This window comes from Pseudomonadales bacterium, from assembly GCA_024234615.1.
GTDB lineage: Bacteria > Pseudomonadota > Gammaproteobacteria > Pseudomonadales > IMCC2047 > JAJFKB01.
In genome coordinates, this window is the sequence record JACKNY010000001.1 from 405656 (window position 1) to 430795 (window position 25140).

28 protein-coding genes and 1 pseudogene are annotated in these 25140 nt (G+C 48.4%); 19 read left to right on the forward strand and 10 right to left on the reverse strand.

Going from position 1 to position 25140, the window contains the following annotated elements; translation table 11 throughout:
- Window positions 1–32: 32 nt before the first annotated feature.
- Complete coding sequence (gene genX / locus H6995_01970) at window positions 33–962, forward strand: EF-P lysine aminoacylase GenX (protein ID MCP5213758.1); 930 nt, start codon at window positions 33–35, stop codon at window positions 960–962.
- 9 nt (window positions 963–971) lie between these two features.
- On the opposite strand, the gene H6995_01975 is transcribed toward genX, so the two are convergent.
- On the reverse strand, window positions 972–1997 hold the full coding sequence (locus tag H6995_01975; protein ID MCP5213759.1) for an MBL fold metallo-hydrolase: 1026 nt from the start codon (window positions 1995–1997) through the stop codon (window positions 972–974).
- A gap of 164 nt (window positions 1998–2161) precedes the next feature.
- Between H6995_01975 and H6995_01980 the strand changes: the two genes are divergently transcribed.
- The 3 genes from H6995_01980 to bktB all read left to right on the forward strand — a co-directional run bounded on the left by H6995_01980 (window position 2162) and on the right by bktB (window position 5726).
- Window positions 2162–2620, forward strand: a complete 459-nt coding sequence (locus tag H6995_01980) for a MarR family transcriptional regulator (protein MCP5213760.1) — start codon at window positions 2162–2164, stop codon at window positions 2618–2620.
- 108 nt (window positions 2621–2728) lie between these two features.
- Window positions 2729–4513, forward strand: a complete 1785-nt coding sequence (locus H6995_01985; GenBank protein ID MCP5213761.1) for an acyl-CoA dehydrogenase C-terminal domain-containing protein — start codon at window positions 2729–2731, stop codon at window positions 4511–4513.
- A gap of 34 nt (window positions 4514–4547) precedes the next feature.
- The gene (bktB, locus tag H6995_01990; GenBank protein MCP5213762.1) at window positions 4548–5726 is read left to right on the forward strand and encodes a beta-ketothiolase BktB; all 1179 of its coding nucleotides are present in this window, start codon (window positions 4548–4550) and stop codon (window positions 5724–5726) included.
- Between the two features lie 74 nt (window positions 5727–5800).
- On the opposite strand, the gene psd is transcribed toward bktB, so the two are convergent.
- Together psd and H6995_02000 are read right to left on the reverse strand one after the other, a co-directional pair.
- Window positions 5801–6649, reverse strand: coding sequence for a phosphatidylserine decarboxylase (psd, locus tag H6995_01995; GenBank protein MCP5213763.1), 849 nt, complete (start codon window positions 6647–6649; stop codon window positions 5801–5803).
- A 51-nt stretch (window positions 6650–6700) separates the two neighbouring features.
- Complete coding sequence (locus tag H6995_02000) at window positions 6701–7525, reverse strand: sulfurtransferase (GenBank protein MCP5213764.1); 825 nt, start codon at window positions 7523–7525, stop codon at window positions 6701–6703.
- Between the two features lie 97 nt (window positions 7526–7622).
- Here H6995_02000 and sfsA point away from each other — a divergent pair, with 97 nt between their 5' ends.
- On the forward strand, window positions 7623–8336 hold the full coding sequence (gene sfsA, locus H6995_02005) for a DNA/RNA nuclease SfsA (protein ID MCP5213765.1): 714 nt from the start codon (window positions 7623–7625) through the stop codon (window positions 8334–8336).
- Here sfsA and H6995_02010 read toward each other — a convergent pair.
- The gene (locus H6995_02010) at window positions 8333–8905 is read right to left on the reverse strand and encodes a winged helix-turn-helix transcriptional regulator (GenBank protein ID MCP5213766.1); all 573 of its coding nucleotides are present in this window, start codon (window positions 8903–8905) and stop codon (window positions 8333–8335) included. The genes sfsA and H6995_02010 overlap by 4 nt on opposite strands.
- A gap of 104 nt (window positions 8906–9009) precedes the next feature.
- On the opposite strand from H6995_02010, the gene H6995_02015 reads away from it, so the two are divergent.
- Together H6995_02015 and H6995_02020 are read left to right on the forward strand one after the other, a co-directional pair.
- Window positions 9010–9258 carry a thioredoxin family protein gene (locus tag H6995_02015; GenBank protein MCP5213767.1) on the forward strand — a complete coding sequence of 83 codons (249 nt, stop codon included), beginning with the start codon at window positions 9010–9012 and terminating at the stop codon, window positions 9256–9258.
- Window positions 9251–9994: a hypothetical protein gene (locus H6995_02020; protein ID MCP5213768.1), complete on the forward strand. Its 744-nt coding sequence runs from the start codon at window positions 9251–9253 to the stop codon at window positions 9992–9994. Before H6995_02015 ends, H6995_02020 begins: the two co-directional genes overlap by 8 nt.
- 96 nt (window positions 9995–10090) lie before the next feature.
- On the opposite strand, the gene H6995_02025 is transcribed toward H6995_02020, so the two are convergent.
- The 5 genes from H6995_02025 to H6995_02045 form a co-directional block, all read right to left on the reverse strand.
- Window positions 10091–10426 carry a Rieske (2Fe-2S) protein gene (locus H6995_02025; GenBank protein MCP5213769.1) on the reverse strand — a complete coding sequence of 112 codons (336 nt, stop codon included), beginning with the start codon at window positions 10424–10426 and terminating at the stop codon, window positions 10091–10093.
- Window positions 10423–11724 (reverse strand): dicarboxylate/amino acid:cation symporter, encoded by a 1302-nt coding sequence (locus tag H6995_02030; GenBank protein MCP5213770.1) that lies wholly within the window; start codon window positions 11722–11724, stop codon window positions 10423–10425. The genes H6995_02025 and H6995_02030 overlap by 4 nt, the downstream gene beginning before the upstream one ends.
- A gap of 10 nt (window positions 11725–11734) precedes the next feature.
- Window positions 11735–12721, reverse strand: coding sequence for a transporter substrate-binding domain-containing protein (locus tag H6995_02035; protein MCP5213771.1), 987 nt, complete (start codon window positions 12719–12721; stop codon window positions 11735–11737).
- Window positions 12718–13425, reverse strand: coding sequence for a DUF3047 domain-containing protein (locus H6995_02040; GenBank protein ID MCP5213772.1), 708 nt, complete (start codon window positions 13423–13425; stop codon window positions 12718–12720). Before H6995_02040 ends, H6995_02035 begins: the two co-directional genes overlap by 4 nt.
- Before the next feature lie 64 nt (window positions 13426–13489).
- Window positions 13490–14146: an HAD family hydrolase gene (locus H6995_02045; GenBank protein ID MCP5213773.1), complete on the reverse strand. Its 657-nt coding sequence runs from the start codon at window positions 14144–14146 to the stop codon at window positions 13490–13492.
- A 263-nt stretch (window positions 14147–14409) separates the two neighbouring features.
- Between H6995_02045 and H6995_02050 the strand changes: the two genes are divergently transcribed.
- The 12 genes and pseudogenes from H6995_02050 to H6995_02105 all read left to right on the forward strand — a co-directional run bounded on the left by H6995_02050 (window position 14410) and on the right by H6995_02105 (window position 24388).
- On the forward strand, window positions 14410–14904 hold the full coding sequence (locus H6995_02050; GenBank protein MCP5213774.1) for an RNA pyrophosphohydrolase: 495 nt from the start codon (window positions 14410–14412) through the stop codon (window positions 14902–14904).
- 14 nt (window positions 14905–14918) lie between these two features.
- Window positions 14919–17180 carry a phosphoenolpyruvate--protein phosphotransferase gene (gene ptsP, locus H6995_02055; GenBank protein ID MCP5213775.1) on the forward strand — a complete coding sequence of 754 codons (2262 nt, stop codon included), beginning with the start codon at window positions 14919–14921 and terminating at the stop codon, window positions 17178–17180.
- 23 nt (window positions 17181–17203) lie between these two features.
- Entirely contained in the window at window positions 17204–17989 is a 786-nt protein-coding gene (locus tag H6995_02060) for a sulfite exporter TauE/SafE family protein (protein ID MCP5213776.1), read from the forward strand.
- A gap of 16 nt (window positions 17990–18005) precedes the next feature.
- Window positions 18006–18800, forward strand: coding sequence for a prolipoprotein diacylglyceryl transferase (locus H6995_02065; GenBank protein MCP5213777.1), 795 nt, complete (start codon window positions 18006–18008; stop codon window positions 18798–18800).
- A gap of 42 nt (window positions 18801–18842) precedes the next feature.
- Window positions 18843–19643, forward strand: a complete 801-nt coding sequence (thyA, locus tag H6995_02070) for a thymidylate synthase (protein MCP5213778.1) — start codon at window positions 18843–18845, stop codon at window positions 19641–19643.
- 77 nt (window positions 19644–19720) lie between these two features.
- A complete protein-coding gene (locus H6995_02075; protein MCP5213779.1) occupies window positions 19721–20104 on the forward strand; it encodes a PilZ domain-containing protein in 384 nt (127 codons plus the stop codon).
- Between the two features lie 18 nt (window positions 20105–20122).
- A complete protein-coding gene (locus tag H6995_02080; GenBank protein MCP5213780.1) occupies window positions 20123–20755 on the forward strand; it encodes a DUF2238 domain-containing protein in 633 nt (210 codons plus the stop codon).
- A gap of 119 nt (window positions 20756–20874) precedes the next feature.
- On the forward strand, window positions 20875–21381 hold the full coding sequence (locus H6995_02085; GenBank protein ID MCP5213781.1) for a dihydrofolate reductase: 507 nt from the start codon (window positions 20875–20877) through the stop codon (window positions 21379–21381).
- 36 nt (window positions 21382–21417) lie between these two features.
- The gene (locus H6995_02090) at window positions 21418–21948 is read left to right on the forward strand and encodes an SRPBCC family protein (GenBank protein MCP5213782.1); all 531 of its coding nucleotides are present in this window, start codon (window positions 21418–21420) and stop codon (window positions 21946–21948) included.
- A 49-nt stretch (window positions 21949–21997) separates the two neighbouring features.
- On the forward strand, window positions 21998–22390 hold the full coding sequence (locus H6995_02095; protein ID MCP5213783.1) for a hypothetical protein: 393 nt from the start codon (window positions 21998–22000) through the stop codon (window positions 22388–22390).
- A gap of 63 nt (window positions 22391–22453) precedes the next feature.
- Window positions 22454–23167, forward strand: a pseudogene (gene cobB, locus H6995_02100) (NAD-dependent protein deacylase).
- 18 nt (window positions 23168–23185) lie between these two features.
- The gene (locus H6995_02105; protein MCP5213784.1) at window positions 23186–24388 is read left to right on the forward strand and encodes a M48 family metalloprotease; all 1203 of its coding nucleotides are present in this window, start codon (window positions 23186–23188) and stop codon (window positions 24386–24388) included.
- A gap of 314 nt (window positions 24389–24702) precedes the next feature.
- Here the strand turns inward: H6995_02105 and H6995_02110 are convergent, their stop codons facing one another.
- The gene (locus tag H6995_02110) at window positions 24703–25131 is read right to left on the reverse strand and encodes a hypothetical protein (GenBank protein MCP5213785.1); all 429 of its coding nucleotides are present in this window, start codon (window positions 25129–25131) and stop codon (window positions 24703–24705) included.
- Between the last annotated feature and the right edge of the window lie 9 nt (window positions 25132–25140).

Consider the following 25140-nt stretch of genomic DNA (forward strand, 5'->3'; position numbering starts at 1 on the left):
AGCTAACTTGATAGTAACCTCGATATACCAAATTGAATTCTTCCGATTGGCGTCCAACCGCATCACCCGAAGCTATACGTCTTCGCGCAAAGCTATATCATCAAATACGTGATTTTTTTCAGCAACGCGATGTGTTGGAAGTCGATACTGCGATCCTGTCGAGTGCGGCCACCACTGATCCAAATATTGAAAGCCTGCAATTAGCTGAGCCGCCACTGTTCCTGCAAACCTCACCCGAATTTGCGATGAAACGCTTGTTGGCCAATGGTAGCGGTGCGATTTACCAAATAGCTAAAGCGTTTCGTGCGGGCGAGGAAGGTCAACGTCATCATCGGGAATTTGCGATGCTGGAGTGGTATCGCCCAGGTTTCGATTACCAACAGCTGATGGAGGAAGTCGCCGCGCTACTGCAATTCGTGACAAACTGGCAGCTGATTGAAAAAGTAAGTTATCGAGAGATATTTCAGCAGCATTTGGGCATTAATCCACACTTGGTAGAAAACGCTGAACTAACCGCTTTGGTGCACTTGCATACTAACTATCAGAGCGTTGATGACGATAAGGATGTGCTGCTTGACCTGTTGATGTCACATGTCATTGAACCACAGCTGGGGCAAAGTGGATTAACCTTTATCTATGACTATCCCGCCAGTCAATGCGCGCTGGCCAAAATCACCTACGACAAAACAGGCCAATTAGTGGCGCAACGATTTGAGCTTTATATACGAGGAGTGGAGCTTGCCAACGGCTATCAAGAGTTAACGGATTGGCAAGAACAAGAGGCGCGGTTCGCACGGGATAACCTCAAACGTCGTGGTCGGGGGTTGCCGGAACACCCCATGGATAGGCAATTGATTGCCGCATTGAAGCAGGGATTACCTGAATGCGCAGGCGTCGCATTAGGCGTTGATCGGTTATTGATGTTGATGCTGGGCAGTCAGCACATCAAAGAAGTACTTTGATTGCAGAGCTTAGCCGTTATGCGCGTAGAGGTAGTAGCCTTCATCACTCACATGCCGAATCAGCCGCTCGTTCTGGCTCAAATAATTTAAGTGTGCGCCACATTCGCCAATGGCAAGTGCCCATTCAAATTTATTAAGCTTACGCTTGAACATTACCGGGAGGAGATCGTTGCCTGACTTGGGTTTACGGCAAGCCCGTTCAAGGGAAAGACAGATTTCCTCGTGGTGATCGATGATGGTTTTGGCTCGGAAGTGTAATCCGGTAAAGGGTAGATTATGCGCTGGCAAAACAAGCGTTTGTTCAGGAATTTGATAGAAACCCTGAAGTGATACCAACCATTTTTCCAGTGGGTTAGCCTCTGGATCGTTTGGATAGATGCTGACGTTAGACGTTATTTTTGGCAGTATTTGGTCGCCGGAAATCAGTAGATTAAGTTCTTCACAAAAAAGGCAGGCGTGTTCCGGAGAGTGGCCGCTACCGACCACCACTCGCCAGTGGTACATGCCAATGCTCAGCTCATCGCCGTTTTTAATCGTTAAAAACTTGTTTGGTAGAGCAGTGGTCGGCCAGCTGAGGTTTAACCATAATTCCGATCTCGCCGCCGCGGTATCTCGGTCCAAACCAAAGCGACTGTAAAAAAGCAATGTCTCGTCGACTGCCGTTTCCGAATTAGGCTGGTATACTTTTGTCGCTAGCTGGTGTTCTCCCGCGCTCATATAAAGCGGAGCTTGCCAATAGTCGGTTAGCCAGCCAGCCTGACCGATGTGATCGGGGTGCATGTGGGTGGCGATAATACCTTTTACAGGCTTGCCCTTAAGTTCATTATGGAAGATCTGTTGCCAGGCCTGCTGAGTTTCTGCGGTGCCAAGGCCAGTATCGACGATAAACCAGCCATCCTGGTCTTCTAGAAGATATAAATTGATGTGGTCTAACGAGCCCGGTAGCGGCATACGTAGCCACTTTATTCCGGGGGTAATTTCTAGGCAAACACCGGGTGGTGGCGCTTGGGAAAATGGGTATCGTATTTTTTTCATAGGCTAATCATTTACCACGAGCCTTAATACTATAACGCAGAAGCTTAACTAGAGTTCTGCTTATGTGCCGTATTGAATAGCATCATTTTCAACAATAAAGTCAATATATTGACATAAATAAGATTAAGTGTAAAGTTAATGTTAAACCCATCGCGAGGCAGGTTGTGAGCTCAGGAAATATTGAACTAGATGAAATCCATAGCCGTTTAATATTTCGGCTGTTTCAAACCTCAAATGTCATGCACCGTAGTGGTACACTGGCGCTGAATAGTGTTGGCGTGACCAGTCAGCAATGGTCCGTTCTCGGTGCGCTGTCTCGACCAAAGGTTGAGGAAGGTATGACGGTGAATGATATGTGTCGTTATCTGATGGTGAGCAGACAAAATTTATCAATTATGCTAAATCGGTTGGAAGCGGCTGGCTATGTAATGCGGGCGCAGGATAAACAGGATCAACGTTCGAAGCGGATAATGTTAACAGTGAGCGGCCGCGAAGCGCTCAATGAAATTAACCGATTGATGCAGGTATTTTTTGAAAAAGTGATGAAGGGATTATCCCGGGATGATCAGATTTCCTGTGTGCATTACTTGACGCGCTTGCGGGATAATATGTCAATAGATTGACATAAATCCAACTCTTTGCTATTTTCTCCTTTTCTGTGGATAGACAAATTACCAGGTTACAACGAACTATTGTTAAGCTCGAAGAGTGACCCCTAGGAGATAAAACCCATGACAACCTATTCTGCACCCACTAAAGACATGCAATTTGTGATGAGCGAATTAGCCGGTTATAAAGATATGGCTCAGCTGCCTGGCTTCGAAGAAGCAACCGTTGATTTGCTAACGGTGGTTTTAGATGAAGCGGGTAAATTGGCGGAGGAGGTGTTAGCTCCGCTTAATCAGAAAGGCGATCAGGCAGGAGCGAAATTGCTTGATGGCAAGGTCGTGGCGACTGAGGGCTTTGATGCCGCTTATCAACAGTTTATCGAGGGTGGCTGGATGTCAATTAGTCAGTCTCCAGGCTATGGCGGGCAGGGGCTGCCACACCTGTTGCTAACCGCTACCTCAGAAATGTGGAATGCCTCAAACTTAGCTTTTTCCCTGTGTCCGCTGTTAACCACTGGTGCCATCGAAGCCATTGAGGCTCATGCCAATGAGACGCTCAAGAGCCAATATTTGCCGAAGCTAATCAGCGGTGAATGGGCTGCTACTATGAATTTGACTGAACCGCAGGCCGGAACAGATCTTGCCGCAGTGCGTTCCAAAGCGGTTCCAAATGGCGACCATTACCTAGTCAGCGGTCAAAAAATATTTATTACCTGGGGCGATCATGAGCTGACCGAGAATATTGCACATTTGGTGTTAGCACGTTTACCTGATGCGCCTGAAGGGGTTAGGGGTATTTCGTTATTCTTGGTGCCCAAATTTTTAATTAATGCCGATGGTAGTTTAGGTGCGCGTAACGATCTGCGTGCAGTCTCGTTGGAACACAAGATGGGGATTCATGGCAGTCCTACCTGCGTCATGAGCTATGGCGACGAGGGAGGTGCAATTGGGTATTTAGTGGGTGAAGAGAACAAAGGACTGACGGGCATGTTCACGATGATGAATCACGCGCGCTTGGGTGTTGGGACTCAGGGTGTCGCTATTGCCGATCGCGCCTATCAGCAGGCGGTTGCATATGCCCGTGATCGTCTCCAGGGAGAGGCTCCGGGCATTAAAGGCAGAGCGGCAATTATTCATCATGCCGATGTCAGGCGTATGCTAATGACTATGCGAGCCCTGACCGAAGCGGCGCGGGCGGTGAACTATGTAAGTTCGGCGACTATGGATTTTGCACATCGCGCTGAAACTGAAGAACAGCGCCAAGGCTATCAGGCAAGAATTGACCTACTTACTCCGATCGCCAAAGGCTGGTGTACCGAAGTGGCGCAGGAGGTGACTTCACTGGGCGTTCAGATACACGGCGGTATGGGATTTATTGAGGAAACTGGCTGTGCGCAATATATGCGCGATGCTCGAATTACTACTATTTATGAAGGCACCACAGGCATTCAGGCACTGGATCTGGTTGGCAGAAAAATTTTACGCGACGGAGGTCAGGCGCTGATGGCGTTATTATCTGAAATGGAAGCGTTTGATGCCGAGATTGAGCAGGCTGGGGATCAGTTAAGCGCCATTAGAAATAGTTTTAGCGAAGGTAAGGCAGCGTTAGTGAGTGCTTCGCAATGGCTGCGTGAGCATGCAATGGACAACCCACATACGCCTGGCGCTATTTCCTTCGACTATTTAATGCTGATGGGTACTGTTGTTGGTGGCTGGCAGATGGCGCGGGCGGCGATCGTAGCAAGCAAAGCATTGGCAAGCGGTGAGGGCGATCAGGACTTCTATCGGAGTAAGCTCGCAATTGCAGGATTTTATGCCGCTCACATTATGCCGCGTTCGAAAACTTATCTGGCTGGCGTATTGGCTGGAGAGCAAGAGATTATGGGGTTGGATGCGGATTTGATGTAGTCCTTCGCTCGGAAATTAATGCTGGAGTAACAAAATGAATGAAGTAGTTGTGTTGAGTGCGGTAAGAACAGCTGTAGGAGATTTTGGTGGCAGTTTAAAAAATCATTCTCCAGGCGATATGGCGGCAGCGGTAACCCGTGAAGCGATAGTCCGGGCAAAGGTCTCATGTGATGACATAGGCCATTCTGTATTCGGCAGCGTCATCGGTACCGAACCGCAGGATATTTACCTGGCTCGGGTAGCGGCAATCAATGGCGGATTACCCCATACTGTACCAGCAGTCACAGTGAACCGCCTGTGTGGCAGTGGCCTACAGGCCATAGTCACCGCTGCGCAACAAATAGAATTAGGTAAATGTGAAGCTGCCGTGGCGGGTGGTGCTGAGTCGATGAGTCGCGCACCCTATGTTGCCACCGGCGCGCGTTTCGGTAACCGCATGGGTGACGGCAAGCTGATCGATATGATGTTGTCCGCCTTGCATTGTCCGTTTGAAAAAGTCCACATGGGCATGACGGCTGAAGCCATTGCTGAAAAATGGGGAATTTCCCGCGAACAACAGGATGAGCTGGCAGTACAAAGTCATCATCGAGCGCAAAGGGCGATTGAGGAAGGACGTTTTAAAGAGCAGATTTTACCGATCGAACTGAAGTCTCGCAAAGGCGTCACTCTGTTCGAGCAGGACGAGCATGTGCGCTTCGATATCCGGTTAGAGGATATGGCTGGACTGAGGCCAGCATTCAAAGAGAATGGCACGGTAACAGCTGGCAACGCTTCCGGAATTAATGATGCCGCTGCCGCCTTGGTGTTGATGAATCGAGCAGAAGCTGAGCGAAAAGGATTGCAGCCTATGGCGCGTTTGGCGGGCTATAGCTATGCGGGTGTCGAGCCGCTCTATATGGGTATTGGGCCAGTTCCTGCAGTGCGTAGCCTATTGGCCGATGCCGGTTTGGGTGTGAATGATATTGATGTCTGGGAAGTCAACGAAGCCTTCGCGGCGCAAGCTATCGCGGTGGCTCGTGATTTAGAAATTACAGCAGAAAAGCTCAATCCAAATGGCAGCGGGATTGGTATAGGTCATCCCATAGGGGCAACCGGGGCGCTGATTACGGTAAAAGCGCTCTATGAATTGCAAAGAGTCGCTGGTCGTTATGCCGTGGTGACTATGTGTATTGGCGGCGGCCAGGGAATCGCTGCCTTATTCGAAAGAATTTAATCGCTTGCCTGAAATTTGCAGAAAGGCCCTTTTTAGGGTCTTTTTTTGCAATTAATCATTTATTCACAAATGTCCTAGTCATCAAGCTTGCCTAGTGTTTCACCCAGTGCGACAGTCTGATCCGCCTGCAATTTCTCATCCCAGGAAATCATATCTTTCCCGAACAATAGAATGGCGGTAGAGCCCAGCTTGAATTGGCCCATCTCGTCACCCTTGTTCAGCTCGATTCTTTCCCCGTAATAAGTTTCATGCAGCTGTCTTTTTGGCGGTGTTACTAAGCCTGCCCAAACAGTTTCAATGCTGGCGACGATCATTGCGCCGACCATGATCACCGCCATGGGGCCATGTGCTGTTTCAAATAAAGCCACCATGCGTTCATTGCGGGCAAACAAACGGGGAATTTGACTGGTTGTGAGGGGGCTGACGGAAAACAGTCGCCCCGGAATATATATCATCTGTTTCAGCTCGCCGCTCAGCGGCATATGCACACGATGATAATCCTTTGGGGAGAGATATATGGTGGCAAATTTACCTTTCTCAAATAGCTGGGCCAGTTCCTCTGATCCACCCAGCAATTCGCGGGTAGAGAAGTGGTGGCCTTTAGCTTGAAAAATTCTGCCATTTTCAATATCGCCCAACTGGCTAATAGCGCCGTCGGCCGGACAGGCTATCTCGTTTTCATGTTTTGGGAAGTCACGCGCATCTGGTTTTAGAGCACGAGTAAAAAAATCATTAAAGCAGGTATAGGCCTCAGGGTTGGGTTCTGCCGCTTCAGTCATGTTGACTTGGTAGGTGCTGATAAATTGCTTAATGAGCCGGTTCTTAAACCAGGGCCAGCGGCAATCGGCGAGATAACCGATTAGGCGTGATAGCCAATGATGCGGCAGTAAAAATTGAGCAAGAATAAAGAAAAATTCTTTGATAACTGACAAGGTGATTACCTAAGTAAGTGGTTCATTAACGAGAAAAGCAAACTACTTTTCAATGGGCGCATTCGGATCATTTCCCCACTCTGACCAAGAGCCGGGGTAGGCTTTGATTTTCGGGAATCCTAGGGCCTTACCTAAAAGATAGGTAAAACCAGAACGGTGGTGAGTTTGACAGTGGGTGACGATTTCCTTGTCGGAGGTAATGCCGAGATTGCTCAGCTCGGTGCGAATGCTTTCCAGATCGCGGAGTCGCAAGGCACGGTTTTTATCCATGGCATCGGTCCACTCATAATTGGCGGCTCCGGGGATATGTCCAGCGCGCGCGGACCCCGATTTCTCGCCGCTGTATTCCAGTGGGCCGCGAGCATCCCAAATGATAAAATCTGCAGCGTCCAACCTAGACCGAATATAATTCATGTCCGCTATGGGCGATTGTTTTAGGCTGATATTAAGAGCGCGGGAGCGCGGTTGATTGTTACCCGCTTCCGTTGCCAGCCCAGAATCTTTCCAGGCATGAATACCACCGTTTAAGTAGGAATAATTTTGGTGGCCGATCACGTCCAATGTCCAAATCAAACGCCCGGCCCAGCCGCCGCCCTCATCGTCATACGCCACAACATGGGTTTCTGGCGCTAAGCCAAGATAGCCGAAGGTTTTGCTGAGCTGTCCGATTTCAGGTAGTTTGCCGGGTACCGGTGGCGTACCGGCGAGCAACGCTTGGTAAGGTAAAAATACGGCACCGGGCACATGGGCTTGCAGGTAATCCGCTTCTTTGCCAAGATCAACGATCAATAAATTGTCGTCATCGAGGTGAGTCTGAAGGGTTTCGGGTTCGATAATCAAACCCAGAGCATCTTGATTGCCTGTCATAACACTGTCCCAGCGGGTATCGTTACTTATAAGAATAGTATTGTAAAGTATGCCCACAGGGCTGTCAGCTGAACGACTGAGAATAGGGAGTGGTAAATTGCAATTTGCGTCACCTTTGATCGAAGCGAAGTTAATCAACCGCTATAAGCGCTTTCTCGCGGACGTGGAATTGTCTGACGGCAGCCAGCTAACAGTGCATTGCCCCAATACCGGTAGTATGAAAAATTGCGCCGAGCCTGGCAGCCGAGTGTGGTTGTCTGATTCGAACGACCCCAAACGAAAATACCGTTATAGCTGGCAGTTAGTGGAAACTGCGCCGGGGCATATTGCCTGCATCCATTCTGCGTTGGCGAATAAACTGGTAAAAGAAGCCCTCGTTGAACATAGGGTTCCTGAGTTGGCCGACTATGATGAAATAAAAACAGAGGTTAGATATGGTCAGGAAAAAAGCCGTATCGATTTGTTATTAGAAAAGTCGGAGCAACAATGTTTCGTAGAAATTAAAAGCGTTACCTTGGCTGTGGGTGAAGGGTTGGGGTTATTTCCCGATGCGGTTAGTGCGCGGGGAACTAAGCACTTACGTGAATTAATGCAGACTAAAAAAGATGGGGCGAGAGCAGTACTGTTTTTCTGTGTACAGCATACGGGCATCACTGGGGTTGCACCTGCAGATGAAATCGATTCGCTCTATAGTGAAACATTAAGAGAAGCCGTAACGTCAGGAGTTGAGGTGTTGGTTTATGGTACAAATATTTCTCCTTTGGGTGTTGAGCTTGCAGAAAGATTGATTTTTGATAGTTCTTATCGCTAAGCAGTCATTACTTCTTCATGTTCTCGACAAATAAGTTGTACCTCATCTACGGACAGTGGTTGCTTGACTAGGTCACAATAAAAATCCTTATCTTTAGTTTTCCGGTTGTGCCGACATGAATGGCAAACACCAAAGGTTTTCATGCCATTGGCAGACAAAATACTGCTCAGCAGCTGATTCAGAGAGATTATAATTGTCTCTTGAGTTGCCTCAGGTAAGGCCTCGCAAGCCCTCACAAATTTTGGTGTGGGGATTATTTCGTTGACTAAACGTCGACCTTTGGGGGACAGGCTTAAGTGGGTAGTTCGCTTATCTTTTTCGTCGGAAACCTTAACCAACAACGCTTTATTTTCCAGCACCTTCAGGGTTTGAGAAACCGTACCTTTGGTTTGTCCCAAATATTCCGTCACCGCCATTGGCGTATCTGAATATTGGTTACAGATTGACAAATAATGCAGCACCTCCAGTTGCACGGGCAATAGCCCATGTTCGGCACCTTTTTGACGTGCGTCAACTCTGAGCAGTTCGCTTAAACGTTCAACATAGTCGTAGATTTGATTTGTTTTCATGCCAATATAGTATCGACTAAAAACTAACTTGACAACCTTTAGGTATTGAGATATTTTTCATTTGGTATCGAATCGATACTAAAATTTATGACGAGGAGACTGTAATGAAAAAAGCTATTTTTTACCATGCTGGTTGTCCTATCTGTGTCAGTGCAGAGCAACAGGTACTCGCGGCGTTGGACAGTAAGCACTGCGATATTAAGGTGGTTCATTTGGGCCAGGACCAGAATCAAATTGCGGTAGCCGAACAGGCGGGCGTAAAATCCGTTCCTGCCTTGGTGCTTGAGGGAAACGTCTTTCATATTAATTTTGGCGCGTCACTTGAGGATTTAAAGGGGGTGTCTGATGTTTAAACTTTCCGCAGCCGGACTCCTTTTAGTGGCCAGCATTGTGTTGCCTGCGTGCGCTCATGATCAAAGTGCGGGAGGTATCCAAACGCCAAAAAACCAAACAGCCTTGGCGCCTTTTGATATCGTCCATACCAAAATTACCACGCAAGGAAATGTCGCTATCTTTCATATGGCAGTTTCAGGTCGCGCTGGTGAAAGCAAGCCCACGGCCACTGGACAGTTAGCTGGAAGTAATGTTTTTTCATACGTATGGCCGACATCAATGGATAGTTTTGCCGTCGGTTTCGAAAAAGCAGCCGGTATCTTGGCTTTGGCGGTGACTGCGCACCCTGATTTTGATGACACTCCGCTCTATGATGAAAATGGCGATAACAACACCGCAAACGATGGCAATCTATGGCACAGTCATTGGGTTGTGTTACAACCTAATGCGGAATGTGGTGAAGGCGCATTAGGAGTGGTCGATATCCCAGAGGGAGCCAAACCCAGACTGCCGAAGACTTGGCCCGGATTGCCGATACTGCTTGATAGTCCTGGCTGGAATCCAACATTTAATGCTGAAACCGTCGAGGTTCGTGTGCCATTCGATGATATTGGTGTTGTAACCAATATGAGTTTCGATGGAGTCACCGCCGGACTCAGGGTAAACCAGAGCGTACATGCGCCACTATTATGCGTGGTGAACGTGATGGATGTTGCTTCGGGTGACTTGAGTCTGCCAGGGAAAGTGAACCGTTGAGGCCGACAGCGAATAAAACTTAGCGTTAGTCTGGTTTGTTTTCTTTAAACTGTTGGCGTGAAGTTTACTGTGTTCTAGGAACCTAACGAGCCTGAGTCATGTTGACTCAGGCTCTTGATCCAGCAGAACCACCTGCCCATCCACTAGCTCAAATGGAATTGCCTTTAACTCCTGGCCCTTGCACGGCCCCGAGATACAAAACCCATCCTCGATTTGAAACTGTGCTCCGTGGGTCGAGCACAGGAGATAGAAATTATCGAAAGTCATAAAGTCATCGGGTTGCCAATCGAGGTTGATGCCGGTGTGTGGGCAGCTGTTGCGATAAACATGCACCTGGCCCTTCTTCTTTGCGACCAGCAGTTTCTCTCCTTTTACTTCGAATCCTCTGGCTTCGCGTTCGGGAATATCATCAATATGGCAGAGTATAGTCATGAGTTAAGCGGCTCTTCTTCGCGATATTCATCAAGATCGGAAAGGTCATTAAACAAGTCGCGATTAAGCATCTTTTCGCTATTGGCGATAATTAAAGAAACCATCGAATCGCCACTAATGTTAACGACAGTGCGCATCATATCCAGCAAGCGATCAACGCCAATAATGATGGCAATACCCTCAACGGGCAAACCGACCTGTTGTAATACCATCGCCAGCGTAATCAAGCCAACGCCTGGGACGCCAGCGGTACCAATCGAGGCAAGGGTAGCAGTAGCGATAACCATCAAATAGCCGCTCAGCCCGATATCTACATTAAAGGCCTGGGCGATAAATACTGTGGCGACCCCCTGCATAATGGCCGTGCCATCCATGTTGATAGTGGCGCCGAGCGGCAAGGTAAAAGAGGCGATAGAATTATCGACACCGAGCCGGTGTTCGGCGACATTCAGTGTGACGGGTAACGTGGCGCTGCTGGATGACGTGCTAAAGGCAAACAGCATGGCCGGACGAATGTTGGTAAAAAAGGTGATGGGGTTGAGGCGAGCTAATAGCCATAGAATAAGTGAGTAGACACCTAAGCCATGTAGCAGCAATACCAGCACTACGGTAAAAAAGTACCAGATCAGATCGGCGATCGCACCATAGCCTAAACCAGCAAAGAGTTTGGCAATCATGCAGAACACACCATAGGGAGCAATATGCATTAAAATTACCACCATCTTCATAACTACTTCGTTGAGATCGTTGAAGACCTGCTGCACTTTTCGCCCCGGTTCACCGCTTCTGGATACGGCGATACCCATCAGGATTGAAAAGACGATGATTTGTAGCATATTGCCTTCCGCCATTGCCTTAATGGGGTTGGTCGGGAAAATATTGATGAAGACTTCTTTGAGCGAAGGTGCTTCGTTGGGCACAAAGGTAGCCTGCTCGGCCATGTTCATACCGACGCCGGGCTGAATCAGATTTGCTACCAGTAGGGCGGTACTTATGGCAATGGCAGTAGTCAGCATATAGAGCGCTAGCGTTTTGACCGCCATGGCGCCCATGCGGGTATTGTCACCCAGTTCGCTGCAGCCGCACACCAGCGAGACGAATACCAGCGGCACTACCAACAGCTTTAAGGAGTTGAGAAAAATCGTACCGACCACATCAAGCACGCCATCAACTAAGGCCCAATGTAGCCAATGATTCACCCCCTCAGGCATCCAGGTGGCATGATTGAGACCATTTAGTGTAATGCCCAGCAGCAGGCCCAAAGCCATACCAATGAGTATACGTGCGGTTAGGTTCATTCTAATCCCTTTATTCTATGGGCGGTGCGAAGTGCAGGCCGCCCTTATGATGAAGATTATTAGCGCCTCGTGGTAGTTGGTAGTCGCCAAAATGACGATCAAAAATTTCTCCGTAGTTGCCGATTTGTTGAATGACTTGAATCGGCCAGTTTGCATCTAAACCTATGGTGGAACCACTCAAGCCTGCTGCTTTTATGAGCTGGGAAGCGGGTTGAGTGCTTTTAAGTTGTGTTATGGAGGTTTGGGTAATACCTGTTTTTTCTGCATTCAACAGCCAATAAGTAATCCAGCGTACAATTTTGAACCATTCATGATCACCTTGTCGAATCAGCGGTGCTACGGGAGTGGGGGATATATCAGTGACGATGATCTGTGTTTTAATAGTGTTAGGGAAGTTCAAGCGTGCAATTGCCAATCGCGACACCTCTCCAGGCAGCGCATCGCACTGGCTGTTTTCAAATGCTTTCACTGCGATTCCGAAGGAAGGAAAGCCAATTCTTTCTACGTTATCTGCTAGGCCTTTAATACTTTTTTCAGCATCAGGATAGAGGCAGATTTTTTTCTTGTTGAGATCGCTTAACTGATTAATGCCCGCCTCCAGGCGTGCGATAAATGCTTGTTCCTGATAGTACCAGGGAGTGACGAAGGTGAGACCAAGCGCCGTATCCGGCAGCATTGTCCATTCATTATGTCGAACCAGCAGGTCAATTTCGCCTGACTGTAATAAATTGTAACCTTGCTCGCTGGCAATGGGAGTAAGACGCACTTTCTGCGCATCATTTAAGACCGCCGCCGCAATTGCGCGGCAAAGGTCGACCTCTAACCCTTGCCAGCCTTGATCTGACTGGATGGCAAATCCAGGCAGGCTACTGTGAACGCCGCAATGAATAAAGCCTTTCTGACGCACGTCCTGTAAGGTTGAAGCGTAGAGTAACTGGCTTAGCAGCATGGCTATACAACTAGTGATCATTCCTTGTATTAATCGTGTTGTGATCATTGAGTCTTTTCAGTGTGGTTATCGGGAGCAATAAATTTAATATCGCCATAATAAGCGATTGCTTGAGATTTACTATTGTCGGTATCCGTCATGATGGCAATACCGGATAGCCTGGGTGGCTGCTTGCCAAAACTGGCGAGATAGTCAGCCACTACATTTCGTTTTATCTCAATCCATGAGCCAATACCGACATCCGCCCGGTTGACAGGAATCATCATCACACTCGCGGTATAGGGGTTTGGTATGGGTTGATTTAATTTGGCGGAGTGGGCCCAGATATAATTCAAGGCGTGAGTGTTCAGGGCTTGATTGGAAGATAGCTGCCGCCACAGCCACTTGAGTTTGCTTTCATTTGGTTCGGGGGCATTGAATATCAGATAGATTCTGGCGGCGTGATCATCGTTTTCTCGTTTGTTATCGTCACCACCCGAGGGCCGTTGCGTGACTTTCCAGCGCCAGGAAAGTAGAGGATATTTCGAGAGATCGATATCCAGTGGTCGAATAAGGCCTGATGCGGCAGCCCTGCTGGTGGCCTTAATAACATTGATGTCTTGGTCTAAAACCAAGTGATAATTTGTATGCTCAGAGATAGTTTCAAATAGATAAGGCTGCCAATCGCTAAATATTTCCGCTTTGCTCCCTGAGGAAAACCGACCTACCCATAGTTCTTGCTCATCAGCAAAGATGTTTGGCACTGTAATCATGCTTAAAAGCAGTATTAAGCAAAGGGCGCCATTAAAAGGTTGGCGAGTGTGCGGTCGCATACTCTTACTCGCGCAAACTGATACAGGGCCAGCCGCGCCGTTGCGCTTCGGCAATCAGCTCTGGGTCGCCATCAACGACTATAGGGTTATCTACATGTTCAAGTAACGGCATATCGTTAATTGAATCGCTGTAACCATAGCTATTTTCAAGAGACATATTGTTGTCTTTCAGCCAAGCATTGAGCCGAGTAATTTTACCCTCGCGGTAGGAGGGAATACCCTGTAATTTTCCAGTGTATTGACCGTTTTCCATTTCGGGTTCGGTAGCGATAAAGTCATCCACGCCCAACAGTTTGCAAATTGGGGCGGTAATAAAACTATTGGTAGAGGTGATAATCAGCAAATAATCACCTTGGTTTCTGTGGCGTTCGAGCAAGGCGGTACTAAGCGGCAGAAACAGCGGCTGTATTTTTTCGCGCATGAATTCTTGATGCCATTGGTTCAGCTGGTCGATATCATTTGCCGCTAACGGCGAGAAGGCAAAATTGATATATTCATAAATATCCATTTGCCCTTGTTGATACTGTTGATAGAAGTAGTCATTTTTTTGCTGATATTCAGCTGGATCGACGACGCCTTTTTCAACCAGAAACTCTCCCCAGGCGTGATCGCTGTCGCCAGCGATGAGTGTGTTGTCCAGGTCAAAGATAGCCAACGCCATTGATATTCCTCATGTTCAGGTAAAGATTGTGCTCACATTATAGCGGGTTTATGTTAGTGTTAGCGGTTGGAACCGAATATTTATCTCGCAGGAACCTCGATTGAGGTGGCGTTCGATATAGGCTGTTAGCGTAGAGCCGATAGAGAAATCTCAGCATATTAATACTTGCATGCCCGGTCTAAACTGGCCATGTCAAATGCGACAGCGCACAAACTAAGAGGGTACATTCGGTATTTTAGCATTGCTATAAACAGGATTTTACCGTGATTGATTCGGACGGATTTCGTCCCAACGTTGGCATTGTATTGGTCAACACTAGGGGACAAGTGCTTTGGGCGCGCCGTATTGGACAGAATGCATGGCAGTTTCCACAGGGTGGCATCAAACCAGATGAAGCCCCAGAGGAAGCACTATACCGCGAGTTGCAAGAGGAAGTCGGGCTAGTTGAAGCGGATGTGAAAGTGCTTGCCCGGACTCAGGGTTGGTTAAGGTATAGACTACCTAAGCGTCTTATGCGACCTAACAGCGGCACTCTCTGTGTCGGTCAAAAACAAAAATGGTTTTTACTCCAGATGCTTTGTCAGGATGACAAAGTGAGCTTCGACCTCACCAATAGCCCAGAATTTGATCATTGGCGTTGGGTCAGCTATTGGTATCCTGTGAGTCAAGTAGTGATTTTTAAACGTGATGTCTACCGGCGTGCGCTGATGGAGTTAGCCCCCAGTGTCCTGATGGCCGGGCATAAGCAAGTAAACTAGGCTGAGGAGCGTCAATGCTAGATACCCTGCGCAGCATCGTACAGGAAGTTAATTCAGCGACGGATCTGCGATCCGCAATGGAGATTGTTGTCGATAGAGTGCAACAAGCTCTTGGTTCTAGCGCCTGCGCCATTTATCAGCTTTCCTCCAGCCACACCCATTTTGTGTTGCGCGCTGCGCGTGGTCTGAATCAAGAGTCTGTGGGTAAAGTACGGCTTAAAATGTCTGAAGGCCTAGTAGGACTTGTGGGTACTCGGGCAGAGCCCTTGAATTTAGATGAAGCATCTCTACATCCTAATTACCAGTACTTCCCAGAAACGGGTGAGGAAAAATTCCATTCGTTTTTGGGCGTGCCTGTTATCCACCATAGAAATGTCCTGGGCGTGCTTATTGTGCAGGATAAGAAGGCGCATCAGTTTGACGAACAAACGGAATCTTTCTTAGTCACGTTGGCATCCCAGTTGGCTGTGGTATTAGCCCATGCCAATGCGACTGGTGCGATGCGCCTTACTCAGCAAACAGGTAAAAAACGCTATGTCACCTTCGAAGGCGGTGCTGGCGCTCCTGGCGTGGCTGTTGGGGAGGTGGTCGTGATCTATCCATTGGCGGATTTGGATGCTGTTCCCGACAAGAGTGTCGAAAATATCGAAGAAGAGCTGGCCTTGTTAAGCAAGGCTGTACGTAACGTGAAGCGCGATATCCGTGCAGTGAGCATTAAGCTATCCTCTAATTTGGGTGTTGAAGAGCGTGCACTTTTTGATGTTTATATGAAAATTCTGGATGATAACGCGCTGGCGGGAGAGGTGGTGGTTCTGATCAAGCAGGGTCAGTGGGCACAAGGCGCTTTACGAGATGTGATCGATACGCATGTACGGGCTTTTAATTTAATGGAAGACCCTTATTTGCGTGAACGCGCCTCGGATATTCGTGATCTTGGCCGCCGAATACTTTCTTACCTGCAGGAAAAGCAGCGCGAGAAACGTGAATTTCCAGAGCATACTATTTTGATTGGCGAAGAACTAACGCCGGCTGACTTAGGAGCTGTACCAAAGGGAAAACTGGCTGGTTTGGTGACGTTGCGTGGGTCCAGAAATTCACATATTGCCATTCTAGCGCGTGCTATGGAAGTGCCAACAGTCGTGGGGATTGATATCCCCTATAAACAAATGGACGGTATCGAACTGATTGTCGATGGCTACCAGGGCAAGGTATTCCCCAATCCACCGCCACAATTACGGCAGCATTTTGATGCGGTAATTCGTGAAGAAAAAGCAATGGAGCGCGGCCTGGAAGTGCTGGCGGATCTACCGGCGGAAACTTTAGACAAACACCGCATACCCTTGCGTGTGAATACGGGTTTGCTCTCTGACGTGGCGCGCTCATTAGAACGCGGCGCGGAGGGGGTAGGGCTATATCGCACTGAAGTCCCCTTTATGATGACGGACCGATTCCCGAGTGAGAAACAGCAGCGTGAATTTTATCGTGGCCAACTGGAAGCCTTTGCCCCGTATCCGGTGACCATGCGAACCCTCGATGTGGGCGGAGATAAGCAGCTACCCTATTTCCCTATCAAAGAGGAAAATCCTTTCCTCGGCTGGCGCGGTATTCGTATTACCTTGGATCATCCTGAGATTTTTTTAGTACAAGTCCGTGCTATGTTGGAAGCAAGTGCCGGACTGGATAATCTACGTATTATGTTACCGATGATTTCTAATGTGACGGAAGTAGAGGAAGCACTGCATCATATACACCAGGCCTATTACGAAGTTCGTGAAGAAGGTTTTGATGTGATCATGCCATCGATTGGTGTTATGGTTGAGGTGCCTGCGGCGGTTTATCAGGCCCGCGAGCTTGCCCAACGGGTTGATTTTCTTTCCGTCGGTAGTAACGATTTGACCCAGTATTTATTAGCAGTTGACCGCAATAATAGTAATGTCGCCGACCTTTATCATTCTTTCCACCCTGCAGTGCTAAAGGCGCTACGTTCAGTAGTGAATCACGCCCACCTCGAGAATAAGACCGTGAGCATATGCGGAGAGCTGGCCGGAGATCCTGCCGGCGCGATCTTGCTGTTAGCAATGGGCTACGATGAGCTCTCAATGAGTGCTTCCAATATTTTGCGGGTGAAGGCCGCGATTCGTTCGGTAACCATGAAACATGCGCAAGAGTTGTTGGATGAAGTGTTGCAAATAGATAGTGCCGACGTGATTCAAACTTGTTTGGATAAGGCATTATCTGAAATCGGAATAGAGACCATCGATACCCGAATTCATTAATGTAGGTCTGACGACGCGGCGCAATGACAATCTTGCTAACTTATCTCGCTTTAGGCGCCGCTGCTGGCACCATCGCCGGGCTATTCGGACTCGGTGGAGGGATTATTATAGTCCCCGCCTTGGTAATTGCCTTTCAGTCGCAGGGTATCAGCGCTGAGCTGATCATGCACATGGCGATCGCCTCTTCGCTCGCGACCATTGTGTTAACCTCGCTGTCCTCGATTTACGCGCATCACCAAAAGCAGGCCATTCGCTGGGAACTATTTACCTGGATTGCCCTGGGTATACTATTGGGATCCTGGTTGGGCGTGCAAACTGCGATTAGCCTGGATGGTGCAGTATTACAGATGATTTTTGGTGTTTTTTTACTGGTTGTGGCACTGATTATTGGTTTTAATATCGCGCCAGATAGGGGCCGTTCCATGCCGGGTAAGCCAGGCTTATCAATTGCCGGTATCGGCATTGGTTGGTTTTCTGCGCTATTGGGTATTGGCGGAGGCACGCTGAGCGTGCCCTTTTTTACTTGGTGTAATTTGCGGATGCAAAGTGCGGTGGCATTGGCGGCGGCCTGTGGCCTGCCAATCGCGCTGATGGGGACCTTAGCGAATATGTACGAAGGTTGGGGTATCTCGGTATTACCACCCTATAGCGCTGGATATATTTATCTGCCAGCGGTGGCAGCGATTGCCATTACCAGCGTTCCCTTTGCCCGAATTGGCGCAAAACTCGCACATCGTTTGCCGGCGCGTCAGTTAAAGCAGGCTTTTGCGCTGGTGCTGGTAGCTGTTGGCATTAAATTTATTCTATAACGGAGAGTTGAAAGCTGTGTTAACTTACCCAAGCATAGATCCTGTCGCACTTTCGGTCGGGCCGTTAAAGGTGCATTGGTACGGGCTCATGTATTTAATCGGCTTCGCGGCGGCCTGGTGGTTAGCGCGCCTACGCTCAAAACAAGATGGGTCACCGCTCAATCAAGAGCAAATTTCGGACCTCATTTTTTATGGTGCACTGGGCGTGGTAATCGGTGGTCGTTTCGGTTATGTGCTGTTCTATCATTTTGATTATTTTTTGCAAAAACCGTTGTGGCTGTTTTATATCTGGGAAGGCGGCATGTCGTTTCATGGCGGTTTACTTGGTGTGGTTGCAGCACTCTTTATTTATGGCCGGAAGTTGGGGATAAACAGTTTTGTCCTAACTGACTTTATTGCGCCGATGGTACCCATTGGACTAGGCGCTGGGCGTATCGGCAACTTTATCGGTGGTGAACTCTGGGGGCGGGTCTCGGATGTACCTTGGGCTATGGTTTTCCCCAACGCAGGTAATCTGCCGCGCCATCCATCGCAGCTCTATCAGTTTGCACTGGAAGGTGTGGTTTTATTTGTGGTTTTGTGGTGGTTTTCCGCAAAGCCTCGGCCACGCATGCAAGTGTCCGGTTTATTTTTGATAGGCTATGGCGTTGCCCGCTTTGCCGTGGAGTTTTTCCGTCAGCCCGATTCGCATATCGGCTTCCTCGCTTTTGGCTGGCTGACCATGGGCCAGCTGTTAACGCTGCCAATGATTTTGGTTGGATTATTTTTTATACAGTTTGGTCGCAAGCACTATCCGCTGAAAGGAAAATAAATGAACATTGTTGACGTTAACCATCTTATTTAGAAAATCACCATGAAACAGTATCTAGATTTAATGCAGGATGTGCTGGACAACGGAACTGATAAAGAAGACCGCACCGGCACGGGAACAAGATCAGTATTTGGTCGTCAGATTCGGTTCGATTTGGCGCAGGGCTTTCCTCTCGTGACCACTAAAAAATGCCACCTGCGCTCCATTATTTATGAGTTGCTATGGTTCCTGCAGGGCGATACCAACATCAAATATCTGCAAGACAATGGTGTGTCGATTTGGGACGAATGGGCTGATGAGAACGGCGACTTAGGGCCAGTTTATGGTGAGCAGTGGCGTTCCTGGAAAAGACCTGATGGCAGCACCGTTGATCAAATTAGCAACGTGCTGCATTTGCTAAAAACCAATCCGGATAGTCGCCGCATTATGGTCGTGGCCTATAATCCGGGAGTTGCCGATGAAATGGCGCTACCGCCCTGTCATTCACTGTTTCAATTCTATGTGGCGAAGGGGAAGTTATCCTGTCAGCTCTACCAGCGTTCGGCGGATTTATTTTTGGGCGTACCCTTCAACATTGCCTCCTATGCCCTGTTGACCCATATGTTGGCGCAACAGGCTGATCTGGAATTGGGCGAATTCGTACATACCTTTGGTGATTGCCATCTGTATAACAACCACCTGACCGATGCTATTGTCTTTGAACAGTTAAGACGAGAACCGCGGCCACTTCCGCAGTTAACGATTAAACGAAAACCCGCATCATTATTTGATTACCGCTTTGAAGATTTCGAGGTAATGGGTTATGACCCATATCCGGCGATTAAAGCGCCCGTGGCAGTGTAATGGTCTACTGTACCTTTTAGGCTATACTAAAGATCGCTTCAGCGAAGCCATCCTTTGCAGCAAATGGATCACTCATCATGAGCGTTTCGAGAAAAGAAAATCGGCGTAATTACAAGCGTTATCGAACGCTAAAGTACACCGCTTTGGTGCAGCGCTGGATTGGGCTAGGTCAATTTGGCGTGCGTCGGGAAGCCGCGCTGATCAACTTCAACCGTAACGGCGCATTGCTTTGTTGTGAGCAAAGCTATAAAGAGGGTGATCGGTTACGGTTGACCATTCAATCCGCCAACGAACGCATTTCAAATATCCATGCTTTGGTACGCCATGTTCGCCAAGTCAAAGGAGAGTGCTATACCGGTCTGGAATTTGTCGAGGGAAAAGATTTTCAGCGACAGCTTTCTGGTGAACGCAAGAGCATTTTGGCGAGCATGGAAGAGGTGATCAATCATCAATTGGCGTAGCGCTGGGTGCGTAATCCTATGATTTCGTTATCTGAACGGTGGCTGTTGTTGGTGAGTTTGCTGGTGGCACTGGCGCTATCGCTGATTCATCCCTACGATGGTTTTACCTGGTTTCTGGAAACGTTGCCCGTGTTATTGGGCATGCCGTTAGTGTTGCTCACCTTCCAACGTTTTCCGTTAACACCGTTGCTGTATCGTCTGCTATTTATTCATGCCCTGATTCTAATAGTCGGCGCGCACTACACCTATGCGCGGGTGCCTTTGGGATTTTGGTTGCAGGATTGGTTCGATTTCTCGCGCAATCATTATGATCGCATCGGCCATATTGCACAGGGTTTTATCCCGGCGATTTTGGCGCGTGAAATCCTGCTAAGGCGTTCTCCCTTGGTGGTGGGGAAATGGCTATTCTATATCGTCACCTCCATTTGTTTAGCCTTTAGCGCCTTCTATGAAATGCTCGAATGGTGGACGGCAATAGGCGCTGAAAAAGCTGCGGTGGATTTCCTGGGTACTCAGGGAGACGGTTGGGACACCCAATGGGATATGTTCTTGGCGCTGTTAGGGGCGATGGCTGCGCAGCTCATTTTAGCGCGCCGTCACGATCAGGCAATTGGCGAACTTCAACGTCTTCAACAGACGCTTACTCGTTAGGCGATTTTTTTACTGCGGATGACGAGCCCCCCACAATCCGTTATTCTTCTGTCATTCCTAATTTGAGTTTTTATTCCCTGTGCTGTGAGGCACGTCAGTATTGAAGAGGCTATAGATCTGTGAGATTGGCACTAATCGTCGCTATGGCGGAAAACCGCGTCATCGGCATTAATAATAATTTACCCTGGCATCTTTCCAACGACCTTAGATATTTTAAGGCAATTACCATGGGTAAGCCGGTGATTCTGGGGCGTAAAACCCACCAATCCATCGGCAAACCATTACCGGGTAGAACGAATATTGTGATCAGCACCGACGCAGGGGCCGATTTTGAGGGTTGCAGTGTTGTTTCCTCAGTCGAAGAAGCCCTAGAATTAGCTGAAAATATCGCCTTAATTGATGGCTCTTCCGAGGCTATTGTGATGGGGGGTGCACAGATATACGAACTCTGTTTGCCTTTTGTGGATCGAATCTATCTCACCGAAGTACATGCACATGTCAGAGGTGATACCTATTTCCCGAAATTTGATCGCAGTGAATGGCAGGAAGTGGGGCGAGAGGATTTTGACCCAGAGGGCGATAATCCTTACGAATATAGTTTTGTGGTGCTGGATAGGTTGAGATAAATATATCCGCTGCTTTGCAACGACGGAGAAGCATGAATGAAATTTCTTAAATATCTAATTGGAATTATTCTGTTGATTGTGATTGTCGGACTGTTTTTGCCCGCGACTACGCATGTTGAACGAGAGGCGCTTATACAAGCACCGCCACAGGTTGTTTTCGGCTATATCAACGATTACCGAAAATTCAACCAATGGTCGCCCTGGTTTAAGCGTGATCCTGAGGCTAAGTACGAATATTCCGGCACAGCTGCTGGTGTTGGTAGCAAGATGCATTGGGAAAGTGAGCATCGTGAAGTAGGAAGTGGTTCCCAGGAGATTGTGGAATCCAAGCCCTATCGCCATATCAAAGTGGCACTGGATTTTGGTGCACAGGGTCAAAGTGAGGCTAGTTGGGATTTAACCGAAGTCGAGTCCGCTACCCGAGTAGTATGGTCATTGGATATGGCGCATGGTTGGGACCTGCTGGGAAGAATATTTGGTTTGATGATGGATGCGATGGTTGGGCCTGATTATGAGGCTGGTCTGGAGAACCTTAAGCAACTTGCAGAAGCCGATGTGGCGGGGTAATCTTGCCAGTTCCACTACCGTATTGAATTTTGAAAAAGGAATCATTCAAATGAAAACGCATATGGCGGTTATTATAGCTCTACTATTAATCGCACTCGGGGTGCAGGCACAGCAACCGGGTATGAGCCAGGAACAAATGATGCAGATGATGCAGCAAGCGCAGCAAATGCAGGCTTGTTTCGCCAAGGTTGATCAGCAGGCGTTGATGGCATTAGGACAAAAAGCGCAGGCAATGGAGTCAGAAATTAAGAAGCTGTGTCAAGCGAATAAGCGCAGCGAAGCGCAAAGCACAGCCATTAAATTCGGTATGGAAATGTCGCAGGATAAAAATATCAAAGCTGCCCGCGAGTGCGGTGAAATGGCGCAGGGTATGATGCCAAAAATGAATTATCCCACTAGCGAGAAGGATCTGGACGGTCGTCATATCTGTGATGGTTATTGATGTTAGTGAGGCTTTTCAGTCTCACTCAGATCGTTCCGTTTAAGCTTCACCCAGCTTTAAACCGTGTCGGATTACCGCTCTATTGTGATTCTAACCGGCGCGGGGATTTCTGCCGAATCCGGCATTCAAACTTTTCGTGATAGCAACGGTCTGTGGGAAAATCATCGAGTAGAACAGGTGGCCTCGCCGCAGGGCTTCGCTACTGATCCCGAGTTAGTCCATCGCTTTTACAACTTGCGCAGACGCCAACTCTTATCGGGCGATGTTAAGCCCAACCCAGCCCATACTGCCTTGGCTGAGTTAGAGCGTGACTTCACCGGAGATTTACTGCTGGTCACCCAGAACGTCGATAACCTGCATGAAAGAGCGGGTTCGCAGCGCTTGATCCATATGCATGGCGAACTGTTGAAAATGCGTTGTAGCGCAACTAATCGATGTTACCCGATAACTGAAGATTTAACGCCGAATGATTGCTGTACTTGTTGCGGTCGACCCGGACGGCTGCGGCCGCATATCGTATAGTTTGGCGAAATGCCGTTAGAAATGGAGCGCATCTACCAGGCGTTAGCCCAGTGCGATCTGTTCATCGCTATCGGTACATCCGGCCATGTTTATCCGGCCGCTGGCTTTGTGAACGAAGCCTTGCGGGCAGGTGCGCGCACAGTTGAAATCAATCTCGAGCCCTCGGCGATTAAGTCTGAGTTTAATGAGCACATTTACGGCATGGCTGGAATAGAAGTACCTCGGTTTGTGCAAAGACTATTCAAGAATTCCTAAGCAGTAGCGGAGAAAACCATGAACGCAAAAATTATTCGATGCGATAACGATCTAAAACTTTATCAAAAGCTGTTGGAAACGCCAGAGGTCAAGCGGATCAAAGAACAGCTGGATCGGCACGAAGAAAAGGGGCCCATGGGTACGCGCCGTCATTTGCTCTCTACCTCGGTACGCTTGAGCGCACAAATGGCCAGCGGACTGCACCGAATGGTCGATCAGTGTGTCGAGAAACTTGGCCTGCAGATACCGGTCGAGCTGTATGCCTACTCGAGTCCTCAGTTTAACGCTGCCTGTTTCAAGCCAGAGGAAGGCCGTTTATTTATTATGTTTTCTTCAAGCCTGTTAGAGGCGTTTGCCGAGAAAGAGTTATTGTTTGTGGTAGGGCATGAATTAGGTCATCACGTCTATCGTCACCATGATGTGCCGATTGGCTATATCCTCCAGGGCAAAGATCGCCCCAGTGCCAGTTTGGCATTGGAACTGTTCGCCTGGTCGCGTTATGCAGAAATTTCAGCGGATCGGGCGGGGGCTTTCTGTTCCGGCGATCTCGATAGCATAGCGCGTGCGCTATTTAAATTAGCCTCGGGCCTGACCAGTAGTAACGTGGTGCAATTCAGTCTTGATGATTTTCTGCGGCAGTTGGACGATATGATGGCCGCGGACGCCGAACCGGGGCAAGGTGCGCCGATGCAGGATTGGTTTTCAACGCACCCTTTCAGCCCGCTACGGGTGAAAGCACTCAAGTTGTTTGATGACTGTGGCATGCTGCGCAGTGGCCAGCAAGCGAAGACCGACTTGGAAATCAAAGTGCAGGCAATTATGAGCCTGATGGAACCCAATTATATTGAGGCGCGTACCGATACCGCCGAAACCATGCGCCGCTTATTATTTGCAGGTGCAGTGTTAGTGGCGGATGCACAGGCTGGTATCAGTCAGGAAGAAATGAAGGTGTTGAAGAGATTTTTCGGTGAAGCTTTTGATGTCGATAACCTAAACATTGACAAAATCAAACGAGAACTGCCAAATCGAATTGATGCAACCCGAGCGCAAGCGAGTATGACGCAGCGTATGCAAGTCCTGCGTGATCTGTGCATCGTCGCAAAAGCGGAAGGCGATACCTCAGCGAAAGAATTGGAAGTAATCAAGGAAATCGCCAGAGGGTTGGAGGTGCCCTGCGGCTTCGTGTATCAGTGCGTTGAAGAGAAACTAGAGCTGGATTAGATTTGTGAAGTTTGGCTATGACCGTTGCTCTGCCTGCTCGTAGTGAGTCCATAGCCGTATCACCCAGCAACATTTCGTACGGTGGCGGATTTTGATTGGGTTATTCGCAATAATGTGCGGCCACTCCTGAGCCTTGTCCTTTAGGCCGGAAGGCGCAAGCTAGCGTCATCCTAGCGCGCTCAACTCTATTAGTGAATGCAAAGTCGGAATATCATTTTCTTCATTGAACTTTGGAACATACATAAAGTGAACTCCTGAGCTGTAATACAAGGTTAATGAGACTGCAGAAAAACCTGGCTCTCTAAACTTGGTGCTCATCTAACGGGGTTTTCAATATCATTGATGGAGCTTATTCGATTTGGCGTGATATTTACGTATGGTCGAATCCAGCCGTTTGCATTAGCCGCAATCTCGAATATTGCCTCTGGGCCAGGATCTTCAGTAATCACGATTAGAAAGCGACGAACGTATTGTTTACCGTACTCCGGCGGTGCCTTTACTTCACGTATCGTTTGAATCGCGAAGCGCCCGTAGATTTCATTGATTATCTTAGTGTCGGTGCTAAGGCCGAGCGAAACAATATATTCGCCTGGCTTTCTTGGTGAACAAAACTCCGAATAACGGACGAGGCCATCGTCATCGACATATCGACACTGAGAGGCTATCTTGCGAGTTGCGCATCCCGCAGATGACACAACTAAAATGCCCAATGCGCACAGCGCAATGGCAAGCCTTGGCTTCATAAATCTATC

What these genes read in the sequence shown, in the direction of transcription:
- H6995_02020 (MCP5213768.1), top strand. Translation starts at nt 9,251, where the DNA reads ATGTTTAAACTTTCCGCAGCCGGACTCCTTTTAGTGGCCAGCATTGTG.
- H6995_02000 (MCP5213764.1), bottom strand. Translation starts at nt 7,525, where the DNA reads ATGACAGGCAATCAAGATGCTCTGGGTTTGATTATCGAACCCGAAACC.
- H6995_01985 (MCP5213761.1), top strand. Translation starts at nt 2,729, where the DNA reads ATGACAACCTATTCTGCACCCACTAAAGACATGCAATTTGTGATGAGC.
- H6995_02030 (MCP5213770.1), bottom strand. Translation starts at nt 11,724, where the DNA reads ATGAACCTAACCGCACGTATACTCATTGGTATGGCTTTGGGCCTGCTG.
- H6995_02045 (MCP5213773.1), bottom strand. Translation starts at nt 14,146, where the DNA reads ATGGCGTTGGCTATCTTTGACCTGGACAACACACTCATCGCTGGCGAC.
- H6995_02110 (MCP5213785.1), bottom strand. Translation starts at nt 25,131, where the DNA reads ATGAAGCCAAGGCTTGCCATTGCGCTGTGCGCATTGGGCATTTTAGTT.
- H6995_02060 (MCP5213776.1), top strand. Translation starts at nt 17,204, where the DNA reads ATGACAATCTTGCTAACTTATCTCGCTTTAGGCGCCGCTGCTGGCACC.
- bktB (MCP5213762.1), top strand. Translation starts at nt 4,548, where the DNA reads ATGAATGAAGTAGTTGTGTTGAGTGCGGTAAGAACAGCTGTAGGAGAT.
- H6995_02090 (MCP5213782.1), top strand. Translation starts at nt 21,418, where the DNA reads ATGAAATTTCTTAAATATCTAATTGGAATTATTCTGTTGATTGTGATT.
- H6995_02035 (MCP5213771.1), bottom strand. Translation starts at nt 12,721, where the DNA reads ATGATCACAACACGATTAATACAAGGAATGATCACTAGTTGTATAGCC.
- ptsP (MCP5213775.1), top strand. Translation starts at nt 14,919, where the DNA reads ATGCTAGATACCCTGCGCAGCATCGTACAGGAAGTTAATTCAGCGACG.
- H6995_02025 (MCP5213769.1), bottom strand. Translation starts at nt 10,426, where the DNA reads ATGACTATACTCTGCCATATTGATGATATTCCCGAACGCGAAGCCAGA.
- thyA (MCP5213778.1), top strand. Translation starts at nt 18,843, where the DNA reads ATGAAACAGTATCTAGATTTAATGCAGGATGTGCTGGACAACGGAACT.
- H6995_02095 (MCP5213783.1), top strand. Translation starts at nt 21,998, where the DNA reads ATGAAAACGCATATGGCGGTTATTATAGCTCTACTATTAATCGCACTC.
- H6995_02075 (MCP5213779.1), top strand. Translation starts at nt 19,721, where the DNA reads ATGAGCGTTTCGAGAAAAGAAAATCGGCGTAATTACAAGCGTTATCGA.
- H6995_01975 (MCP5213759.1), bottom strand. Translation starts at nt 1,997, where the DNA reads ATGAAAAAAATACGATACCCATTTTCCCAAGCGCCACCACCCGGTGTT.
- H6995_02015 (MCP5213767.1), top strand. Translation starts at nt 9,010, where the DNA reads ATGAAAAAAGCTATTTTTTACCATGCTGGTTGTCCTATCTGTGTCAGT.
- H6995_02105 (MCP5213784.1), top strand. Translation starts at nt 23,186, where the DNA reads ATGAACGCAAAAATTATTCGATGCGATAACGATCTAAAACTTTATCAA.
- H6995_02040 (MCP5213772.1), bottom strand. Translation starts at nt 13,425, where the DNA reads ATGATTACAGTGCCAAACATCTTTGCTGATGAGCAAGAACTATGGGTA.
- H6995_02080 (MCP5213780.1), top strand. Translation starts at nt 20,123, where the DNA reads ATGATTTCGTTATCTGAACGGTGGCTGTTGTTGGTGAGTTTGCTGGTG.
- H6995_02010 (MCP5213766.1), bottom strand. Translation starts at nt 8,905, where the DNA reads ATGAAAACAAATCAAATCTACGACTATGTTGAACGTTTAAGCGAACTG.